At 61.6% G+C, this 18,602-nt stretch carries 18 protein-coding genes; 10 read left to right on the top strand and 8 right to left on the bottom strand.

Features of this window, described 5'->3' with window-relative positions:
* Positions 1–75 precede the first annotated feature (75 nt).
* From lepA to FJ978_RS12210, 3 genes are read left to right on the top strand one after another with little or no spacing between them, the layout of a single operon-like run.
* Positions 76–1,881, top strand: a complete 1,806-nt coding sequence (gene lepA, locus FJ978_RS12220; protein ID WP_140572313.1) for a translation elongation factor 4 — start codon at positions 76–78, stop codon at positions 1,879–1,881.
* Between the two features lie 34 nt (positions 1,882–1,915).
* A complete protein-coding gene (locus FJ978_RS12215) occupies positions 1,916–2,440 on the top strand; it encodes a type II toxin-antitoxin system antitoxin SocA domain-containing protein (protein ID WP_140572312.1) in 525 nt (174 codons plus the stop codon).
* Positions 2,437–3,141 carry a hypothetical protein gene (locus tag FJ978_RS12210; RefSeq protein WP_140572311.1) on the top strand — a complete coding sequence of 235 codons (705 nt, stop codon included), beginning with the start codon at positions 2,437–2,439 and terminating at the stop codon, positions 3,139–3,141. Before FJ978_RS12215 ends, FJ978_RS12210 begins: the two co-directional genes overlap by 4 nt.
* A gap of 22 nt (positions 3,142–3,163) precedes the next feature.
* Here FJ978_RS12210 and FJ978_RS12205 read toward each other — a convergent pair whose 3' ends face one another.
* Positions 3,164–4,795: an RNA-directed DNA polymerase gene (locus FJ978_RS12205; RefSeq protein WP_181176823.1), complete on the bottom strand. Its 1,632-nt coding sequence runs from the start codon at positions 4,793–4,795 to the stop codon at positions 3,164–3,166.
* A 126-nt stretch (positions 4,796–4,921) separates the two neighbouring features.
* On the opposite strand from FJ978_RS12205, the gene FJ978_RS32780 reads away from it, so the two are divergent.
* From FJ978_RS32780 to FJ978_RS12185, 3 genes are all read left to right on the top strand, one after another.
* Positions 4,922–5,431 carry a hypothetical protein gene (locus FJ978_RS32780; protein ID WP_181176822.1) on the top strand — a complete coding sequence of 170 codons (510 nt, stop codon included), beginning with the start codon at positions 4,922–4,924 and terminating at the stop codon, positions 5,429–5,431.
* Between the two features lie 313 nt (positions 5,432–5,744).
* Positions 5,745–5,843: a putative RiPP precursor gene (locus tag FJ978_RS12190; protein ID WP_140572309.1), complete on the top strand. Its 99-nt coding sequence runs from the start codon at positions 5,745–5,747 to the stop codon at positions 5,841–5,843.
* A gap of 1,052 nt (positions 5,844–6,895) precedes the next feature.
* On the top strand, positions 6,896–8,731 hold the full coding sequence (locus FJ978_RS12185) for a C1 family peptidase (RefSeq protein WP_246678113.1): 1,836 nt from the start codon (positions 6,896–6,898) through the stop codon (positions 8,729–8,731).
* Between the two features lie 98 nt (positions 8,732–8,829).
* On the opposite strand, the gene FJ978_RS12180 is transcribed toward FJ978_RS12185, so the two are convergent.
* From FJ978_RS12180 to FJ978_RS12165, 3 genes are all read right to left on the bottom strand, one after another.
* A complete protein-coding gene (locus tag FJ978_RS12180; RefSeq protein WP_140572307.1) occupies positions 8,830–10,470 on the bottom strand; it encodes an ABC transporter substrate-binding protein in 1,641 nt (546 codons plus the stop codon).
* A gap of 510 nt (positions 10,471–10,980) precedes the next feature.
* On the bottom strand, positions 10,981–11,487 hold the full coding sequence (secB, locus tag FJ978_RS12170) for a protein-export chaperone SecB (protein ID WP_013892096.1): 507 nt from the start codon (positions 11,485–11,487) through the stop codon (positions 10,981–10,983).
* A gap of 398 nt (positions 11,488–11,885) precedes the next feature.
* Positions 11,886–12,386: an FxsA family protein gene (locus FJ978_RS12165; RefSeq protein ID WP_140572306.1), complete on the bottom strand. Its 501-nt coding sequence runs from the start codon at positions 12,384–12,386 to the stop codon at positions 11,886–11,888.
* A 216-nt stretch (positions 12,387–12,602) separates the two neighbouring features.
* Here FJ978_RS12165 and FJ978_RS12160 point away from each other — a divergent pair, with 216 nt between their 5' ends.
* From FJ978_RS12160 to FJ978_RS12145, 4 genes are read left to right on the top strand one after another with little or no spacing between them, the layout of a single operon-like run.
* Positions 12,603–13,313: a Tim44/TimA family putative adaptor protein gene (locus FJ978_RS12160; RefSeq protein ID WP_013892098.1), complete on the top strand. Its 711-nt coding sequence runs from the start codon at positions 12,603–12,605 to the stop codon at positions 13,311–13,313.
* A gap of 22 nt (positions 13,314–13,335) precedes the next feature.
* A complete protein-coding gene (locus FJ978_RS12155; protein WP_140572305.1) occupies positions 13,336–14,442 on the top strand; it encodes a murein transglycosylase A in 1,107 nt (368 codons plus the stop codon).
* Entirely contained in the window at positions 14,442–14,987 is a 546-nt protein-coding gene (locus tag FJ978_RS12150) for a Smr/MutS family protein (RefSeq protein WP_140572304.1), read from the top strand. Before FJ978_RS12155 ends, FJ978_RS12150 begins: the two co-directional genes overlap by 1 nt.
* A gap of 25 nt (positions 14,988–15,012) precedes the next feature.
* Positions 15,013–15,381, top strand: coding sequence for a helix-turn-helix transcriptional regulator (locus FJ978_RS12145; protein WP_023779969.1), 369 nt, complete (start codon positions 15,013–15,015; stop codon positions 15,379–15,381).
* Between the two features lie 90 nt (positions 15,382–15,471).
* On the opposite strand, the gene FJ978_RS12140 is transcribed toward FJ978_RS12145, so the two are convergent.
* From FJ978_RS12140 to FJ978_RS12125, 4 genes are all read right to left on the bottom strand, one after another.
* A complete protein-coding gene (locus tag FJ978_RS12140) occupies positions 15,472–15,714 on the bottom strand; it encodes a hypothetical protein (protein ID WP_013892102.1) in 243 nt (80 codons plus the stop codon).
* A gap of 146 nt (positions 15,715–15,860) precedes the next feature.
* The gene (locus tag FJ978_RS12135; RefSeq protein WP_140572303.1) at positions 15,861–16,481 is read right to left on the bottom strand and encodes a transglutaminase-like cysteine peptidase; all 621 of its coding nucleotides are present in this window, start codon (positions 16,479–16,481) and stop codon (positions 15,861–15,863) included.
* Between the two features lie 245 nt (positions 16,482–16,726).
* Positions 16,727–18,004: a polyhydroxyalkanoate depolymerase gene (locus FJ978_RS12130; protein WP_013892104.1), complete on the bottom strand. Its 1,278-nt coding sequence runs from the start codon at positions 18,002–18,004 to the stop codon at positions 16,727–16,729.
* A 231-nt stretch (positions 18,005–18,235) separates the two neighbouring features.
* Positions 18,236–18,601 carry a septal ring lytic transglycosylase RlpA family protein gene (locus FJ978_RS12125; RefSeq protein ID WP_140572302.1) on the bottom strand — a complete coding sequence of 122 codons (366 nt, stop codon included), beginning with the start codon at positions 18,599–18,601 and terminating at the stop codon, positions 18,236–18,238.
* Between the last annotated feature and the right edge of the window lies 1 nt (position 18,602).

Genomic DNA, 18,602 nt, shown 5'->3' with positions numbered 1-18,602 from the left:
CGCTTTGTGATCGACAGGGCGGCCCTTGGCCCGCAAGCCTTGCCGCCGCTGGCCGCCCCTGCTAAAGCGCGCGGCATGAGCACGCCCCTCGACCACATCCGCAATTTCTCCATCGTCGCCCATATCGACCATGGCAAATCCACGCTGGCCGACCGCCTGATCCAGTCCACCGGCGGGCTGGAGCTGCGCGACATGAAGGAGCAGGTGCTGGACTCGATGGATATCGAGCGCGAGCGCGGCATCACCATCAAGGCGCAGACGGTGCGGCTGAAATACCGCGCCAATAATGGCGAGGACTATATCCTCAATTTGATCGACACGCCCGGACATGTCGACTTCGCCTATGAAGTGTCGCGCTCTCTGGCCGCCTGCGAGGGCTCGCTGTTGGTCGTCGACGCCTCACAGGGCGTCGAGGCGCAGACGCTGGCCAATGTCTACCAGGCGATCGACAACAACCACGAGATCGTCGTAGTGCTGAACAAGGTCGACCTGCCGGCCGCCGAGCCCGAGCGCATCCGCGAGCAGGTCGAGGAGGTGATCGGCATCGACGCCTCCAACGCCGTGCTGATCTCGGCCAAGACCGGGCTCGGCATTCCCGATGTGCTGGAGGCCATCGTCCACCAGCTGCCGCCGCCGCGCGAGGGCGATGCGTCGGCACCCTTGAAGGCGATGCTGGTCGACAGCTGGTACGACGCCTATCTCGGCGTCATCGTTCTGGTGCGCATCATCGACGGCGTGTTGAAGAAGGGCCAGACCATCCGCATGATGGGCACCGGCGCCAAATATCTGGTCGAGCGCACCGGCGTGTTCACGCCCGCCCGCATCAATGTCGACGAGCTCGGCCCCGGCGAGTTCGGCTTCTTCACCGGCTCGATCAAGGAAGTGGCCGACACCCGCGTCGGCGACACCATCACCGAGGACAAGCGCCAGACCGCGCATGCCCTGCCCGGCTTCAAGCCCGCGCAGCCGGTGGTGTTCTGCGGCCTGTTCCCGGTCGACGCCGCCGATTTCGAGGATCTGCGCGCCGCCGTCGGCAAATTGCGCCTCAACGACGCTTCCTTCTCATATGAAATGGAAACGAGTGCCGCGCTCGGCTTCGGCTACCGCTGTGGCTTCCTCGGCCTGCTGCACCTCGAAATCATCCAGGAGCGGCTGGAGCGCGAGTTCAACCTCGACCTGATCGCCACGGCGCCGAGCGTCGTCTACCGGCTGCTCCTCAATGACGGCTCGATGAAGGAGCTGCACAACCCGGCCGACATGCCCGACGTGGTGAAGATCTCGGCGATCGAGGAGCCATGGATCCGCGCCACGATCCTGACCCCCGACGACTATCTCGGCGGCATCCTGAAGCTTTGCCAGGACCGGCGCGGCATCCAGGCCGACCTCTCCTATGTCGGCAAGCGCGCCATGCTGACCTATGACCTGCCGCTCAACGAAGTGGTCTTCGATTTCTACGACCGGCTGAAATCGATCTCCAAGGGCTACGCCTCGTTCGACTATCACCTGACCGACTATCGCGAGGGCGACCTGGTGAAGATGTCTATCCTGGTCAATGAAGAGCCGGTCGATGCGCTGTCCATGCTGGTGCACCGCACGGCGGCGGAAAAGCGCGGCCGGCAGATGGTCGAGAAGCTCAAGGAGCTGATCCCGCACCATCTGTTCAAGATCCCGATCCAGGCCGCCATCGGCGGCAAGGTCATCGCGCGGGAAACCATCTCGGCACTGCGCAAGGACGTGACCGCCAAATGCTACGGCGGCGACGTCTCGCGCAAACGCAAGCTGCTGGACAAGCAGAAAGAAGGCAAAAAGCGGATGCGGCAGTTCGGCAAGGTGGATATTCCGCAGGAGGCGTTTATCCAGGCGCTGAAGATGGGGGATTGAGGACCATGTTCGTTCCTGTTATGTTCTACTCGAGATGAACTACGACGCCCGCGAGATATCCAATCTCTTCCTCGATATGGCCGAAGCCAAAGGCCGTCGACTGACTTCTATGGCATTGCTAAAAATTCTATATTTTGCCCATGCGTGGCATCTCGCAAAATATAAAGAACCATTAATAGGTCAGAAATTTGAAGCCTGGAAGCACGGCCCCGTAAACAGAGTTGTCTACGATCAAATCAAGCGCTTCGGTGCTGGGCCGATTACGGAGCGCTTGCAGAAATTAAATGTTTCGACTGGTGCGTTTGTTGACGCTGAAACCGCGATTGACGGAGAACGCCTCGTATTTTTGGAAAACGTGTTCGCCTATTATTCTGAGTTCCATCCGTACAAACTGTCGGATCTGACGCACGAAAAGGGCACGCCTTGGGATATCATTTGGAACACGGCCGAAAAAAACGCGGTTCCGGGGATGTTGATCCCTGACAAACTCATTCTTGAATGGTTTGAAAAAACTGGAGGAAGGCTCTATCGTTCGGGTGAACAAGGAGTGAACACGTGATTCCCCTTACCAACCCTCCCCTCGTTGAGGTCTTGCGGGCCGACACGACAAGCGTGCAGACAGCAGTGCGGTCGCTGCTGGAATTTTACAACCCTATAGATGGGGGCAAGTTCAACTACCTGCGGGCCGTGAAGGCTGTACGGAAAGCATACAAAGGGTTTCATCAGATCGATCAATTGTTGGCAGCGCCGCTCTCGACAAAGGAGCGTGTTGGCTACAAACCGAATCAAGATGTAATTGCTTTGGCTAGTCCTCTGGCGTTCAATCGCAGGACGCAGGTTTTTGATTTAACAGGTCGCCGATTTCCTTTCGCCCGGGACCGATTTGCTACCTTTCGCATTCCATTCTTTTTTACTGAGAGCGGCGTCGTCAAGCTCTACTTCCTTCAATACAGGAAGTCCTTCTTTCTTTCTAAGGATGTATATTGTGGCATGTTTTCAGTGCACAGAAAATTCCTTTTGGAGCAGGAATTCTATGGTGAAACCTGCGACGTCGAATATGTCGACTGTTCGTCGGACGAAGACGGCGGTTCGCGAAATCGCAAGGTATATTCGTCGCAGAATCTAGAGATGTGGTCCGATGAACGTCTTACGGATCAGCTTGGTGTCGTCGCTTCTGCCATGGACGAGATCGAACGACGTCAGCTTAAGGTGAAGAGGATCAGGCCGCTTCGCGACGTCGAATTGCCGTTGTTCGACTAGGCTCTGCCGAAATCGGCCTTCGCTAGAAATCGTCGTCGTCGGGCTCTTCTGGTTCGGACAAATCGTCGTAAGACGACGTTTTCTTGATTGCGTTTGCAGTTCCGCCTTTGATGTCCTGGTCCTTCTCTAAGTCGAAGTCTGCATCGTAGAATGAGACATTATTGTCGTAGAGCTGCTTGAAGAACTCGTGCCCTTGAAGATTCTTGGTTTTAAGTTTGAGGCCAAACTGGCGGTCTGCTTCAAATGAGAACACCCAGTTAGGACCGAGAAGAGGCTTGTCCCCGACCTTTTCCAGTATTTTGTCGATGGGCAATTTTTCTTCCATCTTAGCCACCTTGTGAACGTCCAAAGCCAAAAGCATCGAGAACGGCCCGCATCGATCGAATATTTCACTGAAGAGGGCTTTGGCGAGGGGGATTTCAAGCTGCCTCGCCAACCAAAGTGCCCAAACAACCTCGAAATCGTGACCAGACCTAACGTGCTGGATCAGTGATTTTTCAATGGCTCTTCTCCAAAGCGCTACGTCAACGCCGTCATTTAGGTGCCGCCATGCGACCATCTGAGCGACATAGTCCCAACTATGAGGGAATGAGATGCAGCACCTAATGAGGAATGGCTCAAGCGAATTCCAATGAAACTGCCATATCTTTAGGTCGTCTATTTTTCTTAGCGCATATTTAATTATGGCCTCATCTGAGCGCAGATTGGACACGGAAAGAACCTCGTCCAACGTGTGAACAAAATCCGAAACGTCGGCTTTGGCGTACTCTTTATACCTCTCCAGCGAGCGTCTAATCTCAACCGGCCAGAACGGCTCGACATCTTTGCTGGCCTCAATCACCACCGTTTTTGAGTCGTTGGTATCCAGCTCTAGAAGTCTGATCGCGTCTCGTATGGTGCCGAGAACAGCGTATGCTTCATCAAGGTTATCGGATCCAATATAGATGTCGTCGACCAGCCTTAGCATAGGCACCTCAGGACCGACTCGCTCGCGGAAGTTTAGATCGATCCGAACGCCAATTATCTCTGAGATTAATCGAGAAAAATCAGGTCCTACGGGGATGCCGATTGTCTGCCCATCTTGACTTTGCCGGACGATGAAATCGAGGCGATTTCCAAAAATAGTTTCCGACTCAATTTTTCGATCTGCTTTGGAGGCAGCCTTCCCGTGAAGCGCCCAAGGAAGGCAGTGGGTATATATCGAATGAAAAAATCGTGATATATCTGTTTTTATAATGTACTTTGAAGAGGCGAACTCTTTTCGTCTCTTGCCATAAAAATCACCGAAGCTATCTATCTTTTGGGGGCGCGAGGCCACTTCGCTGAAAACGGGTATTGAGCAGGAATCCGTTGAAAGAGACAGATGCTCATCAATTTCATCGGCTCGCGCTATGAAATACTTTGCACAATCGACCATAAAAAGCGGGTTAGGCATCGAAAACGTTCGACGCTGGCCGTTGCGCTTCGTTGCGTCAAAGCGGGCTGGCTCTGTAGCTGACTTGGAGATCAGGTATTCCGCGGTGGCCAAAGGACCGAGTGAGGCCTCATGTAAGTTCTCTATTCTAAAGACGGGGGGTAGGTTCTCCGGGAAATATCCTGCCTCCAACATCCGTTCGGAGAAAATGTTGGGATCGGCGCCAATGAAGTCGACCATGAGAATATTCCATAACCAAGTAATGGCTAAGTTATGTATCAGCACCGGACGACATTTAGAAGGCGATAGGCTGCCTTTATGAGAGCACATCCTGGCGCTCCTCGAACAGCTTGGGGGAAACATCACATGCGTAATCCTTCAGACACCATCGCCGCTCTCGGCCTCGCCATCGGCGGTGCCTTCGGCCTGGCCGGCACCTTCGTCGCCAGCGCGCCGCTGCGTGAAACACTCTGGACGATCGACGGCGCGGCGCTGGTGGTGGCGACGGCGCTGCTGACGATGAAATATCAGCGGCTGGGCAATGATTGCGTCGCCGCGGGCTTCCTTACCTTCCTGGCCGGCGAGACGCTGCTGATGGCCGGCAATGCGGCCGGGTTGGAGGCCAGCGTGCCTTCCTATGTCGGCGGCATCTCGCTTTGGGCGGCCGCCCTGGTCATGGTCAGCGCGCCAAGGACATTTGCCCTGTGGATGCGGCTCACCGGGCTCGTGGCCGCCGTGCTGTTTGTCGTCTCGGCTTGCATGATCCTCTGGGGCGCGCCCTTGCTGCCGACCTCGGCGCCGCTGCCCGCCGCCGGCTATCCGTTCCTGGTGCTGACTTTTGTCGGGTGGATCTGGACGCTGCTACGGGAGCGGTGAGGGGGCGCCTTACCTTCTCCCCTTGCGGGAGAAGGTGGATTGCCGCGAAGCGGCAAGACGGATGAGGGGTGCTCCAGCGGAGTGAGGCGTTGGTGTTTTTCTATTTCGATCTCGTAATTGTCTGACGGTATCGCCAAGCTGGAACACCCCTCATCCGTCTCGGCGCTGGCGCGCCGATCCACCTTCTCCCGCAAGGGGAGAAGGGAAGAACGCGCTTCACCGCTGCACCGCCCGATCCGGCATCCGCCCCGCATTGACATCGCGCGACTACCGGCGTCATTGAGCGCCGGCCATGGGGGCCAGGGGATTATCCATGAAAAAGATCTATGAAAAGCCGTCGCTGAACAAGCGCGAGAAGCTCTCGGCCGTGACGGCCATTACCTGCGCGATCTCGCAACCCTGCGGGAAATAGAGTCCGCGGGAGGCCTTCCCGGGCGGACTTCCCCGCGCTGCCGCCGGCTATTCGAGCGATGAGCGCTTCGGGCGGCTGACGCAACATATCAAGTAGGGCGCTGACGCGCCTTCCTTCCCCCCTTGTGGGGGAAGGTGGATCGGTGCGCAGCGCCGAGACGGGGTGCTCCAGCGGAGTGAGGCGGTAAAAGTTCTGCTTGCTTCAGGGCACTACCGTTGACGTATCGCCAAGCTGGAACACCCCTCATCCGACCTCGCTTCGCGAGGCCACCTTCTCCCATAAAGGGGAGAAGGGAAGACCTTCACCGCCCGCGCCGCCCGAGCGCTCTCCCAAGATCAATCCGACACGACGGTACGAAACCGTACCAAGTTCCCGGCTCGGTTGCTCGTGCAATATCGGACCGGTACACAAATCGGGCGGCGGACCTGAACAAGGTCGCTGGGTGGCCGGCGCGGGGCTCAGGCAATTGTCACAACGGCATCGCGCCGGCCATTTCCCCAATCGATGCCCCGGCCAAATGTAGTCGGCAAAGCCCGATGCTGGCGGCGCCTCTCGCCAGCTCCCCCGATGTCCGCGCCCGTCGGCGCGGCGATCCGGCGGCCGGCGAGACGTTCGGCGCCTCCATTGCAATAACGGCAATCAAGCGGGTCGGATGCAGGCTGGAGCCGGAATGCTCTTCCCGGCGAATCGGCTGCCGTTTGTCCTATGGTGGACATGAAAATCATTCGCCACGGCAAGAAGAGCTAGAGAATTCGATCCATGCGTATTCCCAAAAGTGGCTTTCCGTGATTGTCTGACTTGCGCAGGGCTACTAAAGCGCACCGCGCTTGAACGGATTCAGGCGACGCGCCTCAGCTCTTTGTTTCCGGTGCATGTCGTTCTCCCAGAAATCGAAGTCATTTTGGGGCACCACGCATTGGGCTGGTCAAGTCAACCAAGGGGGGATGAACGTGGCTAAAGGAACGCGCAAAGCACCGAGGAAACGCACATTCGATGCACTTCCCGATACTGTTGATTTCAGGGACACTATTTTTGTCCCGACACTCATACGCGTGGCGCCGGTCTCGGACCTGGCGACGTATCGATCCCATCGCATTCCAGTGCTCAACCAGGGCAGCGAAGGGGCTTGCACGGGCTTCGGGCTCGCCACGGCGGCGAACTATCTGTTGCGCGTCCGCGGCGAGAACCCGAACGCGGACGAGGTGAGCGCCTGGATGCTCTACACCATGGCAAAGCGCTATGATGAATGGCCCGGCGAAGACTATGCCGGATCCAGCGCGCGCGGCGCCATGAAGGGCTGGTTCAAGCATGGGCTTTGCGCCATGACCCTGTGGAAGGAGAAGGTGCCGGACCCCAAATTGAGCTCCGAGCGGTCGGCGGATGCGATCCGGCGCCCGTTGGGTGCGTATTTTCGCGTCAATCACAAGGACCTGGTCGCCATGCACTCGGCGATCAGCGAAGTCGGCGTGCTCTACGCGACAGCGGCCGTGCACGAAGGCTGGCAGCAGGTTGGCAAGGGCGATGCGGCGATCACGTTCCGGCCGGGAACCATCGGCGGCCATGCCTTCGCCATCGTGGGATACGATTTGCGCGGCTTCTGGATCCAGAACAGCTGGGGACCCGATTGGGGCGAAGGCGGGCTTTCAAACCTGTCCTATGCCGACTGGCTGGCCAACGGCAAGGACGTCTGGGTGGCGGCACTAGGGGCGCCCATCGACCTCGGGCCGCCCGTCGCCACGGCAATGATGCGCGCGGGCGCTCCGCGCAGCTACGAAAGCCAGGTCTACGCCGATCTGCGGCCCTATATCATCACCTCCAAGAACGACGGCATCCTCGATAGCAAGGACACCTATGGGCTGACCGAGGACGGGCTCAAGACACTGATGACCGAGCGTATGCCGGCGGCGATGAGCACGTGGCGGACCAAGCGTGTCCTGCTCTATGCGCATGGCGGGCTGGTTCCTATCGATTCCGCGATCCAGACCGTGGCCAACAACCTTGGCCCCTTGCTCAAGGCCCAGGTCTATCCATTGTCGTTCATCTGGCGCTCCGACGTGTGGAGCACCATCCGCGACATCCTCCAGGATGCGATGACAAGGCGCCGCGACGAGGGCATCCTCGACAAGGCCAAGGATTTCATGCTCGATCGGGTCGACGACATGCTCGAGGTCGTCGCGCGAAATCTCGGCGGCAAGGCGCTTTGGGACGAGATGAAGAAAAATGCCGAGCAGGCCTCCAGCCAGAAATACGGGGCCGCGAGGCTGGCTGCCGGCCATCTCATCGACCTCGCGGGCAAGATCGATGAAATCCACCTGGTGGGCCATAGCGCGGGAGCCATTTTCCTCGCGCCGCTGGCGGCGAGATTGGGCAAGGCGGGCGTCAAGATAAAGAGCGTCAGCCTTTGGGCGCCAGCCTGCACGCTGAAGCTGTTCAATACGGTGTACAAGCCGCTGATCGAGAAGGGCGTCATAGAGGCGTTCGACCTCTATACGTTGGATGACGCCACCGAACAGGACGACGACTGCGCCAATATCTACCACAAGTCATTGCTCTATCTGGTCAGCAATGCCTTTGAGGACCGGCCGCATATTCCGGGCATACAAAGCGGTGTTCCGCTGCTGGGCAGGGAGGTTGACGCAGGCACGATCCCCAAGGATTTCTGGAAGAAGCCGGCGCGCAAATGGCTGATATCACCAGGAAGCGCCAGCCACGCGCGCCATCACGGCGATTTCGACAATGATGACACCACGCTGCGTTCGACGTTGAAGCGTATCGTCGGCTCCACGGTATCGCCGCCGACGCTGCCGCCGACACCGCCGGCACTGGTGCAATCGCGTGAGGCGCGCATCCAATACCGTCAAAAACTGGACGTGGCCCTGCGGCGCTAGACCGGGCTTGCTCGCATGCCCGGTCATGACTGGTGACCTGCGGATGGGAACCCGCAGGCCCTTATGCCTGTCGCCCAAAAGTGAGCTCGGCGGGCGTGTCAGGACTCGATCCAAACCTTCTCGAAATGCTGTTCCAGCGCCTGGTGCTGTTCGCAGCCTTCGATGCCCTTGCGGTAGGTCCGGTAGACGGAGCGCCAGTAGGGTTGGATGATGATGCCTGAATCGCGCAAATTCTTCTCGATGCCGGCCATGATCTCCTTGCGCGCCTTGGCATCCGGGGTGGCCAGCGCCTTGTCGAGCAGCTCGTCGAACTCCTTGCTGGCATAGGCGCTTTCGTTCCAGGCGGCGCCCGACTTGTAGGCGAGCGCCAGCACCTGGACGCCGAGCGGGCGGCCGAGCCATTCGGTGCAGGAAAAGGGGTATTTGCTCCAGTCGTTCCAGAAGGTGGCGGCGGGCAGCACGGTGCGCTTGATCTTCAACCCGGCCTCGCGCATCTGCGCGGCGATCGCGTCGCCGGTGCTCTTTTGCCATTCGACATCGACCGAGATGAGGTCGTACTCATGGTCTGCCTTGCCGGACTCTGCCAGCAGCTTCTTCGCCGCCTCCACATCGCGCTTGGCCGGGCCGATATCGGCATATTCGGGATGCATGGGGCCGACATGGTGGTTGTCGGCGGGTTTGCCGCGGCCGTCGAGGCCGAGCTTCAGCACGGCGGCATTGTCGACGGCAAGCTGGGCGGCGCGACGCAGCTTGACATCCTCATAGGGCGCATTGCCGACATTGAAGCGGGCGACGATGGTGGAGCCGGTGGCGATCTCGGAGTTCATCAGCCCCATCTGGTCGGTCTGCGAGACGGCGTCGGAGGCGGTTTCGTGGTCGGTGTCGATCTCGCCGGATTCGAACGCCGACAGCATGGCGTTGGGGTCGGAGCCGTAATCGACCCATTTAATGCCATCCAGGTAGAATTCACCCTTCCACCAGGGCTTCGACTTGCGCTTCACTTCGGCGCCGGTCTCGGCATCCCAGCTCACCAGCTCGCAGGGGCCGGTGGTGATGGCCAGCGCCTTCATGGGATCGCCGTCGCCGTCATAGGAGCGGTGCATGATCAGCGCCGGATAGTCGGCCATGCCGGCGATCAGCGAAATGTCTGGCTTGGGCAGGTTGAGCTTGATGGTGAAGTCGTCGACCTTCTCGATGCCGCCATCGACCACCTTCTTGGTGTCGGCATCGACCAGCGCGCCCATGCGCGCGGCGACCGAATTGCCGGCGACACCGGCCTCGCACCAACGGGTGAGATTGTGGACGACATCGTCGGCGTTGAAGGCGTCGCCGTTCGACCAGGTGACGCCCTTGCGCACATGCAGCGTCAGCGTCCTGGCGTCGTCGCTCATCTCCCACTTTTCGAGCAGCCAGGGCTCGAACGAGAAATCAGTGTTCCAGCGCACCAGATATTCGTTGCAGTGGCGGGCGACATTCGACATTTCCACGCCGTCGAAGGTGCGCGGGTCCTTGAAACCCTTGACGTTCATGGCGACACGCAAGGTGCCGCCCTTCTTCGGCTCGGCCGCGCGGGCCAGGGTTGGGGCGAGACCGCCGAGCGCCAGCGCACCGGCGGCGCTGACCCCGAGGCCGGCCATGAGCGCCAGATATTCGCGGCGGTTGATGCCGCCCTTCCTGAAATCGTCGGCGACGGGCCCGGCTTGCGGGTGCAGTTTGCGGTCGGTCAGCATGAATTTCATGGTCATTCCCCTGTTGTTGAGCGTTCCGGCCGGTCGCCACGCGGGGGCTGCGACCGCCGGGGGCGCCATTTGCTGGTGGGAATGATAGGGCTGGGTGACGCTAGGGAGTGTTCTGGAATCCGCAGGAGTTATGCGGTGCTCCGCAGGGGGTGATTGTGGCGTGAGAGCCAATCCCGATCGCCGAGTTCCATCACGTCTGGTCCGCGGCTTCGCGTTCACCAGCGGCTTCCCCCACTCCGTCTCGGCTTCGCCGAGCCACCTCTCCCCCCTCCGGAGGGAGAGGAAGGGCGCCAACGTCGCCAAGCTCGCGCCTTTCCTCTCCCCCGTCGACCGGGGGAGAGGTGTCGAGCGCAGCTCGACGGAGTGGGGGTCGACCCATGGCTCGGTCGTTGTATTTCGTCAGAACGGTGCCGCCTATGGCTGCTGGCCCGCCAGCATAGCAACATAGAGGCGCCCAACAAAAAACCCGGCGCGAGGCCGGGTTTTCCAAAACGTCCGCTCAGGCTGAAATCAGCTGACCTGGGTCTTCGAAGCGGCGGCCTGGTCTTCGGCCATCTTCTGCTGGAACATCTGCGCGAAATCGATCGGGTCGAGCATCAGCGGCGGGAAGCCGCCATTGCGGGTCGCCTCGGCGATGATCTGGCGGGCGAAAGGGAACAGAAGGCGCGGGCATTCGATGAACAGGATCGGCAGCATGTGCTCCTGCGGGAAGCCCGAAATGGCGAAGACGCCGCCATAGACCAGCTCGACGTTGAACAGCACTTCCTGGTCGAAGGAGGCCTTGGCGTTCAGCGTCAAATTGACGTCGAACTGCTTGTCGGAGAGCGGGTTGGCGTTAACGTTGACGTTGATGGCGATGCCGGGCGCCTTGTCGCGGCCGCGCAGCGAATTGGGCGCGCCGGGGCTTTCGAAGGACAGGTCCTTCACATATTGGGCCAGGACGTTGAGCGACGGCTGCTGCGCCGCGTTGCCGTTTCCGTTGGCCGCGCCGACCGGCGCGTCATCATTGCTGGCCATGAGCCTTTTCCTTTTGCCTGGGCAGCGTTGCTGACCGAATTGAAATCGGGCGTTCGCTACCATGGTCGGCATGACAAGACAAGGTTTGCCGCCTTCGGGTGCGGGGCGATGGCTGCCCGTCCTCCGCAGCCGTTGAGGAAGGGCTCCCTTCCTCTTCCCCGTCGATCGGGTGAGAGGTGTCGAGCGAAGCTCGACGGAGTGGGGGTCGACGTTGGCGCAAGGCGGGCAATGCTTGCGCCTTGGTCCCTTTTCAATTCGTTCGTGGCGCTTGCCACGTGGTTCCCCCACTCCGTCTCGGCTTCGCCGAGCCACCTCTCCCCCCTCCGGAGGGAGAGGAAGGAGCCTGGCTGGGGCGGCGCTGGCCGTTCATAACAAATCAGAACGCTGCAGCCGCTGTCTCAATCGTCCTTGAGCCGCCGCCAGGGCGAATTGTGATCCGGGCCGCGCTTCAAATCGTCCTCGCGCGAATAGTCGCCGTCGTCGAGGTCGATGACCTTGTCGCGCTGGCGTCCGCGAAAACCGCCGGTCGAGAAATTGGTGGCGACGACGATGCGGCCCTTGAGCCGGCTCCAGGCAAGGTCGCGCACCGGCGGCAGGAACAGCAGCAGGCCGATGATGTCGGTGATGAAACCCGGGATGATCAGGAGGATCGCGGCGACCACGATCATGGCGCCATGGGCGAGCTGGCGGCTGGGATCATGGCCGTCGTTCATCTCGGTGCGGATGCGGGACATGACGCCGAAACCCTGGTGCCGCAGCAAAAGCACGCCGGCGAGGCTGGAGGCCAGCACCAAGCCGACCGTCGCCAGCGCGCCGATCTCACGGCCGACGACGACGAAACCGGCGATTTCCAGCAGCGGAAGTGCGAGAAGAAAAAGGGGAAGCAGCGAAATGCGCAAGTCTTGCCAATCTTTCGGTGGTTTTGGTCGTTTTCGATGTTTTGCCCGCTGGCGACCAATCGCCGCTGGCACTAGGGCTGTTAGATAGGTATGCCTGCCTTTGATTTGAATGATTGCGCCTTGCGTTCTATATGCTTTGAATGTTGAACGCTATGCGACCGTGGGCTTGCGGGCCGGGCGGTCCGGCCACGAGGCAGGGATTGATTGGCGGAAGATATGGGATTCTTCGACTTCGGCACGATTTTCTTCCTGATCGCGGCGGTGGTGATCTTCTTCCAGCTGCGCAATGTGCTGGGCCGTCGGACCGGTAGCGAGCGGCCGCCTTTCGATCCCTATACGGCGGCGCGCACCGGCGACAAGGACGCCGCCCAGAAGCCCGAGAACGTCGTGTCGCTGCCGCGCAAGCGGCTGCCGGGCGAGCCGGCAGCACCCGACGCCTATGCGGCGATCGATGCCTTCGCCAAGCCGGACACCGACCTCAACAAGGGCCTGCGCACGATCAAGGACAATGATCCGTCCTTCGATCCCAAGGGTTTCGTCGACGGCGCCAAGATGGCGTACGAGATGATCGTCATGGCCTATGCCGATGGCGACCGCAAAACGCTGAAGAACCTTCTGTCGCGCGAGGTTTTCGACGGCTTCGTCGCCGCGATCGGCGAGCGCGAGGCCAAGTCGGAGAAGATCCAGTCGTCCTTCGTCGGCATCGACAAGGCCGATATCGTGTCGGCCGAGATGAAGGGCGGCGAGGCGCATGTCACGTTGCGCATCATCAGCGAGCTGATCTCGGCGACGCGCGACAAGGCCGGCACCGTCATCGACGGCGACCCCGAAACCGTGGCCGAGGTCAAGGACGTCTGGACCTTCGCCCGCGACACGCGCTCGCGCGATCCGAACTGGAAGCTCGTCGCCACCGAAGAAGAAGACTGAGCCCTAACAACGGCGGGCTCCGGTGTCGCTATCGCCTCTCTTTTCGGCAAAGTCTTTCGATGATCTCCCCGGCTGGGGCGACGACGACCATCTGCCGGCGTTCGAGGCCTTTCGCCGTTCCGCTTTCCACGTCCTGGCCAAGCCTTACCGGAGCGGTGCGCTCGGCGTCGATTTCGGCGCTTTCGCGGAGGCCTATGCCGATGCACGCGGCGCCTCTTCGCCGAGCGGGGCGCAGGCCCGCGCGTTCTTCGCCCGCACGTTCTTCGAACGCCATTTCGTCCCCATGCTGGTGCGGGCCGAGACCGGCCTCGTCACCGGCTTCTACGAGCCGCAGGTCGAGGCGTCGCCAGTGCGGACGCAGCGCTTTTCCGTGCCGCTCATGTCGCGGCCGGCCGATCTCGTCGATGTCGACGACGCCAACCGGCCTGACGGGATGGATACTTATTTGGCCTTCGCTCGCGGGCTCCCGGACGGGTTGGCTGAATATTTCGACCGCGGCGCCATCGAGCGCGGTGCGCTCGCCGGCCAAGGGCTGGAGATCGCCTGGCTGGCCGACAAGGTCGATGCCTTCTTCATCCATGTGCAGGGGGCGGCGCGGCTTGCCATGACCGACGGCCGGCTTTGCCGCGTCACCTATGCCGCCAAATCCGGCCAGCGCTTCACCGGGCCTGGCAAGATCCTGAGCGAGCTCGGCGAAATCCCGCTCGCCGAGGTGACGATGCAGTCGATCCGCGCCTGGTTCAAGGCGCATCCGGACCGCGTCGACGAGATCCTGTGGCAGAACCGCTCCTACATCTTCTTCCGCGAGGCAGCGGTGGATGACTCTAGCCTTGGCCCGATCGCCGCCGCCAAGGTGCCGCTGACGCCCGGCCGATCGATTGCCGTCGACCGGCTGCTGCACACATTCGGCACGCCCTTTTACATCGACGCGCCGACGCTCACCGCTTTCGACAAAAGACCGTTCCGGCGGCTGATGATCGCGCAGGACACCGGCTCGGCCATCACCGGGCCGGCGCGCGGCGATCTGTTCGCCGGTTCGGGCGATGCCGCCGGCGAGATCGCCGGCGTGGTGCGCAACGCCGCCGACTTTTTTGCACTGGTGCCGCGCCCGCTGGTCGAGGGCGCGTGATGAGCAAGCGCCCGGATAAACCGCATGAGAACAAGCTCAGCGAGGATGACCGCGTGCTGTGGAACCTGGTGGCGCGCTCAGCCAAGCCGCTGAAGGGCAGAACCGCCGTCGACATTCCAGACATTGCGCTGGAAGCCAGGCCGACGCCGTCGCAACCGGCCCAGCCCGCCACCAATGCCGCCGGTTCCGCAAAGCCGAAGGCACAGCATGTCACGCACCGCCTCGACGACCCGACGCTGGACAAACTGTCGAAGGGCCGGCTGCCTATCGAGGGCCGCGTCGACCTGCATGGCATGACGCAGGACGAGGCCTATTCGCTGCTGTTCTCGTTCCTGCACCGGGCACATGCCGGCGGCATCCGCTATGTGCTGGTCATCACCGGCAAGGGGTCGTCCTCAGGCGGCGATGGCGTGCTGCGGCGCGCGGTGCCGGCCTGGCTGTCGACGCCGGCATTCCGGCCGCTGGTCTCCAGCCACGACCATGCGGCCCGCAACCATGGCGGTTCGGGCGCGCTCTATATCAGGCTGCGGCGGGCGCGCACGTGAGGCCCGAAGCCACGAGGCCTGGCGCATGACCCCGTTCGGCGAAAAGCTGCGGGCGCTCCGAAGCGAGCGCGGCGTCAGCCAGAAGGACATGGCGGCGGCGATCGGCGTCAGTGCGGCCTATCTGTCGGCGCTCGAGCATGGCCGGCGCGGCGCGCCGACCTGGACGCTGATCCAGAAGATCATCGGCTATTTCAACATCATCTGGGACGATGCCGAGGAGTTGGCGCGGCTGGCCGAGGCCTCGCATCCGCGCGTCAGGCTCGACACGTCGGGCCTGAGCCCGGCCGCCACCGAGCTCGCCAACCTTTTGGCCGAGAACATCGAAAAGCTCGACGAGGCGGAGCTGCGCAACATCACCGCATCGATCCGCGCGGCGCTCGGCAGACGGCCGTAGCGGGCTTTGCAGGGATACCGAGGCGACTGGGCATTCGTCCCAACGCAAAACAGCGCCCGCCGGCGACAGCCGGCGGGCGCTGTAGCGAGATCAATTCTTGCCGGCAGTGCTGCCGCCGCCATTGCCGCCCCTGCCGCCATTGCCTTGATGGTCACGGCCACCATTGCCGCCGCCCAGGCATTCCGACGTGCCGGCGCCGCAACAGCGGCCGGCCCAAACGTCGTTGTTTTGCGTGTTGGCACAGCTTGGAACGGTCTGGCCAGCCAGAGCGGATCCGGCCAGGCCCGACAGCGCGACGGCGGCGAGGAGGGTGTTACGCAGAAAAGCAGTCATTTGAAGTCTCCATGTTTGGTTTCGGTTCACGGCTGTGTGTCGCCGGCCGGACCGAAATGGTTCATGGAGGTGCGGAAATTTTTGTAACGGCTCGCGCCCTAGGATGACGAAGCAACGCGTGCGACCACCCAGGAGGGCCGCGAAACCTACTGCACCGACCCGACCAGGACCTGCTGGCCACCGCGGATCGAGACCCAGCGGCCGGTGTTGTCGATTGCCTGCCGCTTGAGGAAGCGATAGCCGGTCTGGTCCCATGGCCTGACCTTGTCGGTCAGATTGTCGAGCACATAGTCGCCCCCGTCGGTGCGCACCGTCAGCACGGCGTGCCCTTCGCCGTCGGGCTTGCGCACCACGGTCATCAGGAGGTTGGCCAGCGAGACGCCCATGCGGGAGAGCTGGCGGCGCTTTTCCAAGACATAGTCCTCGCAATCGCCGACGCCCTTGTCGGGATAGGCCCAGACCTCGTCCTTGCCGTAGATATCCATGTCGCTCATCGGCTTGACGGCGGCGTTGACCCTGGAGGTGACATTGACCAGCTTGCGCATCAAGCCGTCGGTCAAGGCGGCAGGCGCCAGCCTGGGCGGACGGATCGAGCATTCACCGGGATGCAGCCTGCAGAAATCGTAGTGGCCGATCGGCTGCGAGGTAAGACCCCCCGTCGCCATTGCTCCGGCCGCCAAAGCCGGCGCCACCCAGCCTCCCGTTACCGCCAGCCCGGCTGCTGCCGCGCACGCGCGCAGCCTTCGCGCCATCGTTGAGGAATTCATTGTCCCCGCTCACCCTGTTGTTAACGAAAAGTTAAGGGCGATTTACAGTCCGTGTCAATTACGACGACAGTCTGATTTGCAGCATGGTTACCCGCGGGGAGGAACAGCGTCTATTGTGCAACAGAATCGGGCTTGTGGCCGGCCTTTGCGCCTATTGGTCCGGATTCCGGCGGCCGTCGCCGCTTTTTTTCGTCTTTTGAAGTCGTTGCGGAGACAAAACCGGTCAACGGTCTTGCCGCGATTGCCTATCGCTTGGCGGTGCGGACCAGCTTCGGCTTGACCGCTACCCGGGTCTGGCGGCCATAGCTGGTGATGAAATCGACGATGCGCGGCACGATCTCGGAGCGGAAACGCGAGCCGTTGAAGACGCCGTAATGGCCGACCGCCGGCTGCATGTAATGCGCCTTCCTGTCGGCCGGGATGTTGACGCACAGATCCTGCGCCGCCTTGGTCTGGCCAAGGCCCGAAATGTCGTCGTTCTCGCCCTCGACGGTAAACAAAGCGACGTTGCGGATGACGGACGGATCGATCCTCGTGCCGCGATGCGTCATCTCGCCCTTGGGCAAGGCATGGCGCACGAAGACGGTGTCGACCGTCTGCAGGTAGAATTCCGCCGTCAGGTCCATCACCGCCAGATATTCGTCGTAGAAATCGCGGTGCTTCTCGGCATTGTCGCCGTCATGCTTCACAAGGTGCATGAAGAAGTCCTTGTGGGCGATGATGTGGCGGTCGAGGTTCATGCTCATGAAGCCGGAGAGCTGCAGGAAGCCGGGATAGACCTCGCGGCCGAAGCCCGGCACCGGCCAGGGCGCTTGCATGACGACATTGTCGCGGAACCAGTCGATGCCCTTTTCCTCGGCCAGCAGGTTGACCGCGGTCGGGTTGCGGCGGGTGTCGATCGGGCCGCCCATCAGGGTCATGGTCGAGGGCACGAAAGGATCGCCCTTGGCCTCCATCAGCGCCACCGCGGCCAGAACCGGCACGGAAGGCTGACATACAGCCATCACATGCGTGTCCGGACCGAGTGTGTGCAGCATATCGATGACGTAGTCGATATAATCGTCGAGATCGAAGCTGCCGTCCGACAGCGGCACCATGCGGGCATCGACCCAGTCGGTGATGTGGACATCGGCGTAGGGCAGCATGGCTTCGACCGTGCCGCGCAGCAGCGTCGCGTAATGGCCCGACATCGGCGCCACGATCAGAAGCTTCGGATCCGGCCGGCGCCCGGCGGGAACCGCGCGCTCGAAGCGGACGAGATTGCAGAACGGCTTCGACCAGACGGTCTTTTCGGCGACCGCGACGCTCTTCCAGTCGACCACGGTCTTGTCGAGGCCGAAGACCGGCTTGCCGTAGCGGCGCGTGGTGCGCTCGAACAGTTCGGCGGTTGCCGCGATGGAACGGCCCCAGGGCGTATGCGAAAACGGATTGAGCGGGTTGGAATAGAACAGCCGCACCGCGTCGGCGTAAAGACGCGCGGGCTGCAAGGCGGCGTGGTTCATTTCATAGAGCTGGTAGAACATCGAGAACCCCGCTGCTGCCACGACCGAAGGGACGACGAGCCGCGCCGAGCCTAAATGTCTCGCGGCGAAGTTAACAACTAATTGCTGCGATGCAATACGTCACGTGGCGTGATCTATGCCCTTCTTTCGTCCAAGGCTTGGGAATCGGCCCTGAACGGGGCGAGCCGGCTCAGTGTGCGGCTGCGAAGGCGGGGGTCTTGCTGGGCCCGGCCTGTGCCGGACCCAGATATCTCAAACGCGTGCCATGCAGACGGCGGTGTGGCCGGAGCCGATGAAGCCGAGCTGGCCGGCCGCGCCCTTCGACAGGTCGAGCACGCGTCCCTTGATGAACGGGCCGCGATCGTTGATGCGCACGACCACGCTGCGGCCGTTGTTCTTGTTGGTCACCCGCAGCTTGGTGCCGAAAGGCAGCGTGCGGTGGGCCGCGGTCAGCGCCGACGGGTTCATGCGCTCGCCCGATGCGGTCCTGGAATGCAGGGCGTACCACGAGGCACGGCCACACTGAGCGGCAGCGGTCGCCGAAGTTGCGGAAGCGCCGACCAACAGGCCAGCAGCGATCGTTACCGCGACAAGCGCGGTCTGTTTTGTGTTCTTCATA

Origin of the sequence: Mesorhizobium sp. B1-1-7 (assembly GCF_006442705.1) — a bacterium.
GTDB classification, from domain to species: Bacteria; Pseudomonadota; Alphaproteobacteria; order Rhizobiales; family Rhizobiaceae; genus Mesorhizobium; species Mesorhizobium opportunistum.
Note: the sequence above shows the minus strand (reverse complement) of the source record. Positions and strands in the feature narration are given on the sequence as shown.

Coding starts and splice junctions, on each gene's coding strand:
- FJ978_RS12205 (WP_181176823.1), bottom strand. CDS start 4,795: ATGGTCGACTTCATTGGCGCCGATCCCAACATTTTCTCCGAACGGATG.
- FJ978_RS12130 (WP_013892104.1), bottom strand. CDS start 18,004: ATGTTCTACCAGCTCTATGAAATGAACCACGCCGCCTTGCAGCCCGCG.
- FJ978_RS12145 (WP_023779969.1), top strand. CDS start 15,013: ATGACCCCGTTCGGCGAAAAGCTGCGGGCGCTCCGAAGCGAGCGCGGC.
- FJ978_RS12215 (WP_140572312.1), top strand. CDS start 1,916: ATGAACTACGACGCCCGCGAGATATCCAATCTCTTCCTCGATATGGCC.
- secB (WP_013892096.1), bottom strand. CDS start 11,487: ATGGCCAGCAATGATGACGCGCCGGTCGGCGCGGCCAACGGAAACGGC.
- FJ978_RS12180 (WP_140572307.1), bottom strand. CDS start 10,470: ATGAAATTCATGCTGACCGACCGCAAACTGCACCCGCAAGCCGGGCCC.
- FJ978_RS12140 (WP_013892102.1), bottom strand. CDS start 15,714: ATGACTGCTTTTCTGCGTAACACCCTCCTCGCCGCCGTCGCGCTGTCG.
- FJ978_RS12190 (WP_140572309.1), top strand. CDS start 5,745: ATGAAAAAGATCTATGAAAAGCCGTCGCTGAACAAGCGCGAGAAGCTC.
- FJ978_RS12135 (WP_140572303.1), bottom strand. CDS start 16,481: ATGAATTCCTCAACGATGGCGCGAAGGCTGCGCGCGTGCGCGGCAGCA.
- lepA (WP_140572313.1), top strand. CDS start 76: ATGAGCACGCCCCTCGACCACATCCGCAATTTCTCCATCGTCGCCCAT.
- FJ978_RS12150 (WP_140572304.1), top strand. CDS start 14,442: ATGAGCAAGCGCCCGGATAAACCGCATGAGAACAAGCTCAGCGAGGAT.
- FJ978_RS12125 (WP_140572302.1), bottom strand. CDS start 18,601: ATGAAGAACACAAAACAGACCGCGCTTGTCGCGGTAACGATCGCTGCT.
- FJ978_RS12160 (WP_013892098.1), top strand. CDS start 12,603: ATGGGATTCTTCGACTTCGGCACGATTTTCTTCCTGATCGCGGCGGTG.
- FJ978_RS32780 (WP_181176822.1), top strand. CDS start 4,922: ATGCGTAATCCTTCAGACACCATCGCCGCTCTCGGCCTCGCCATCGGC.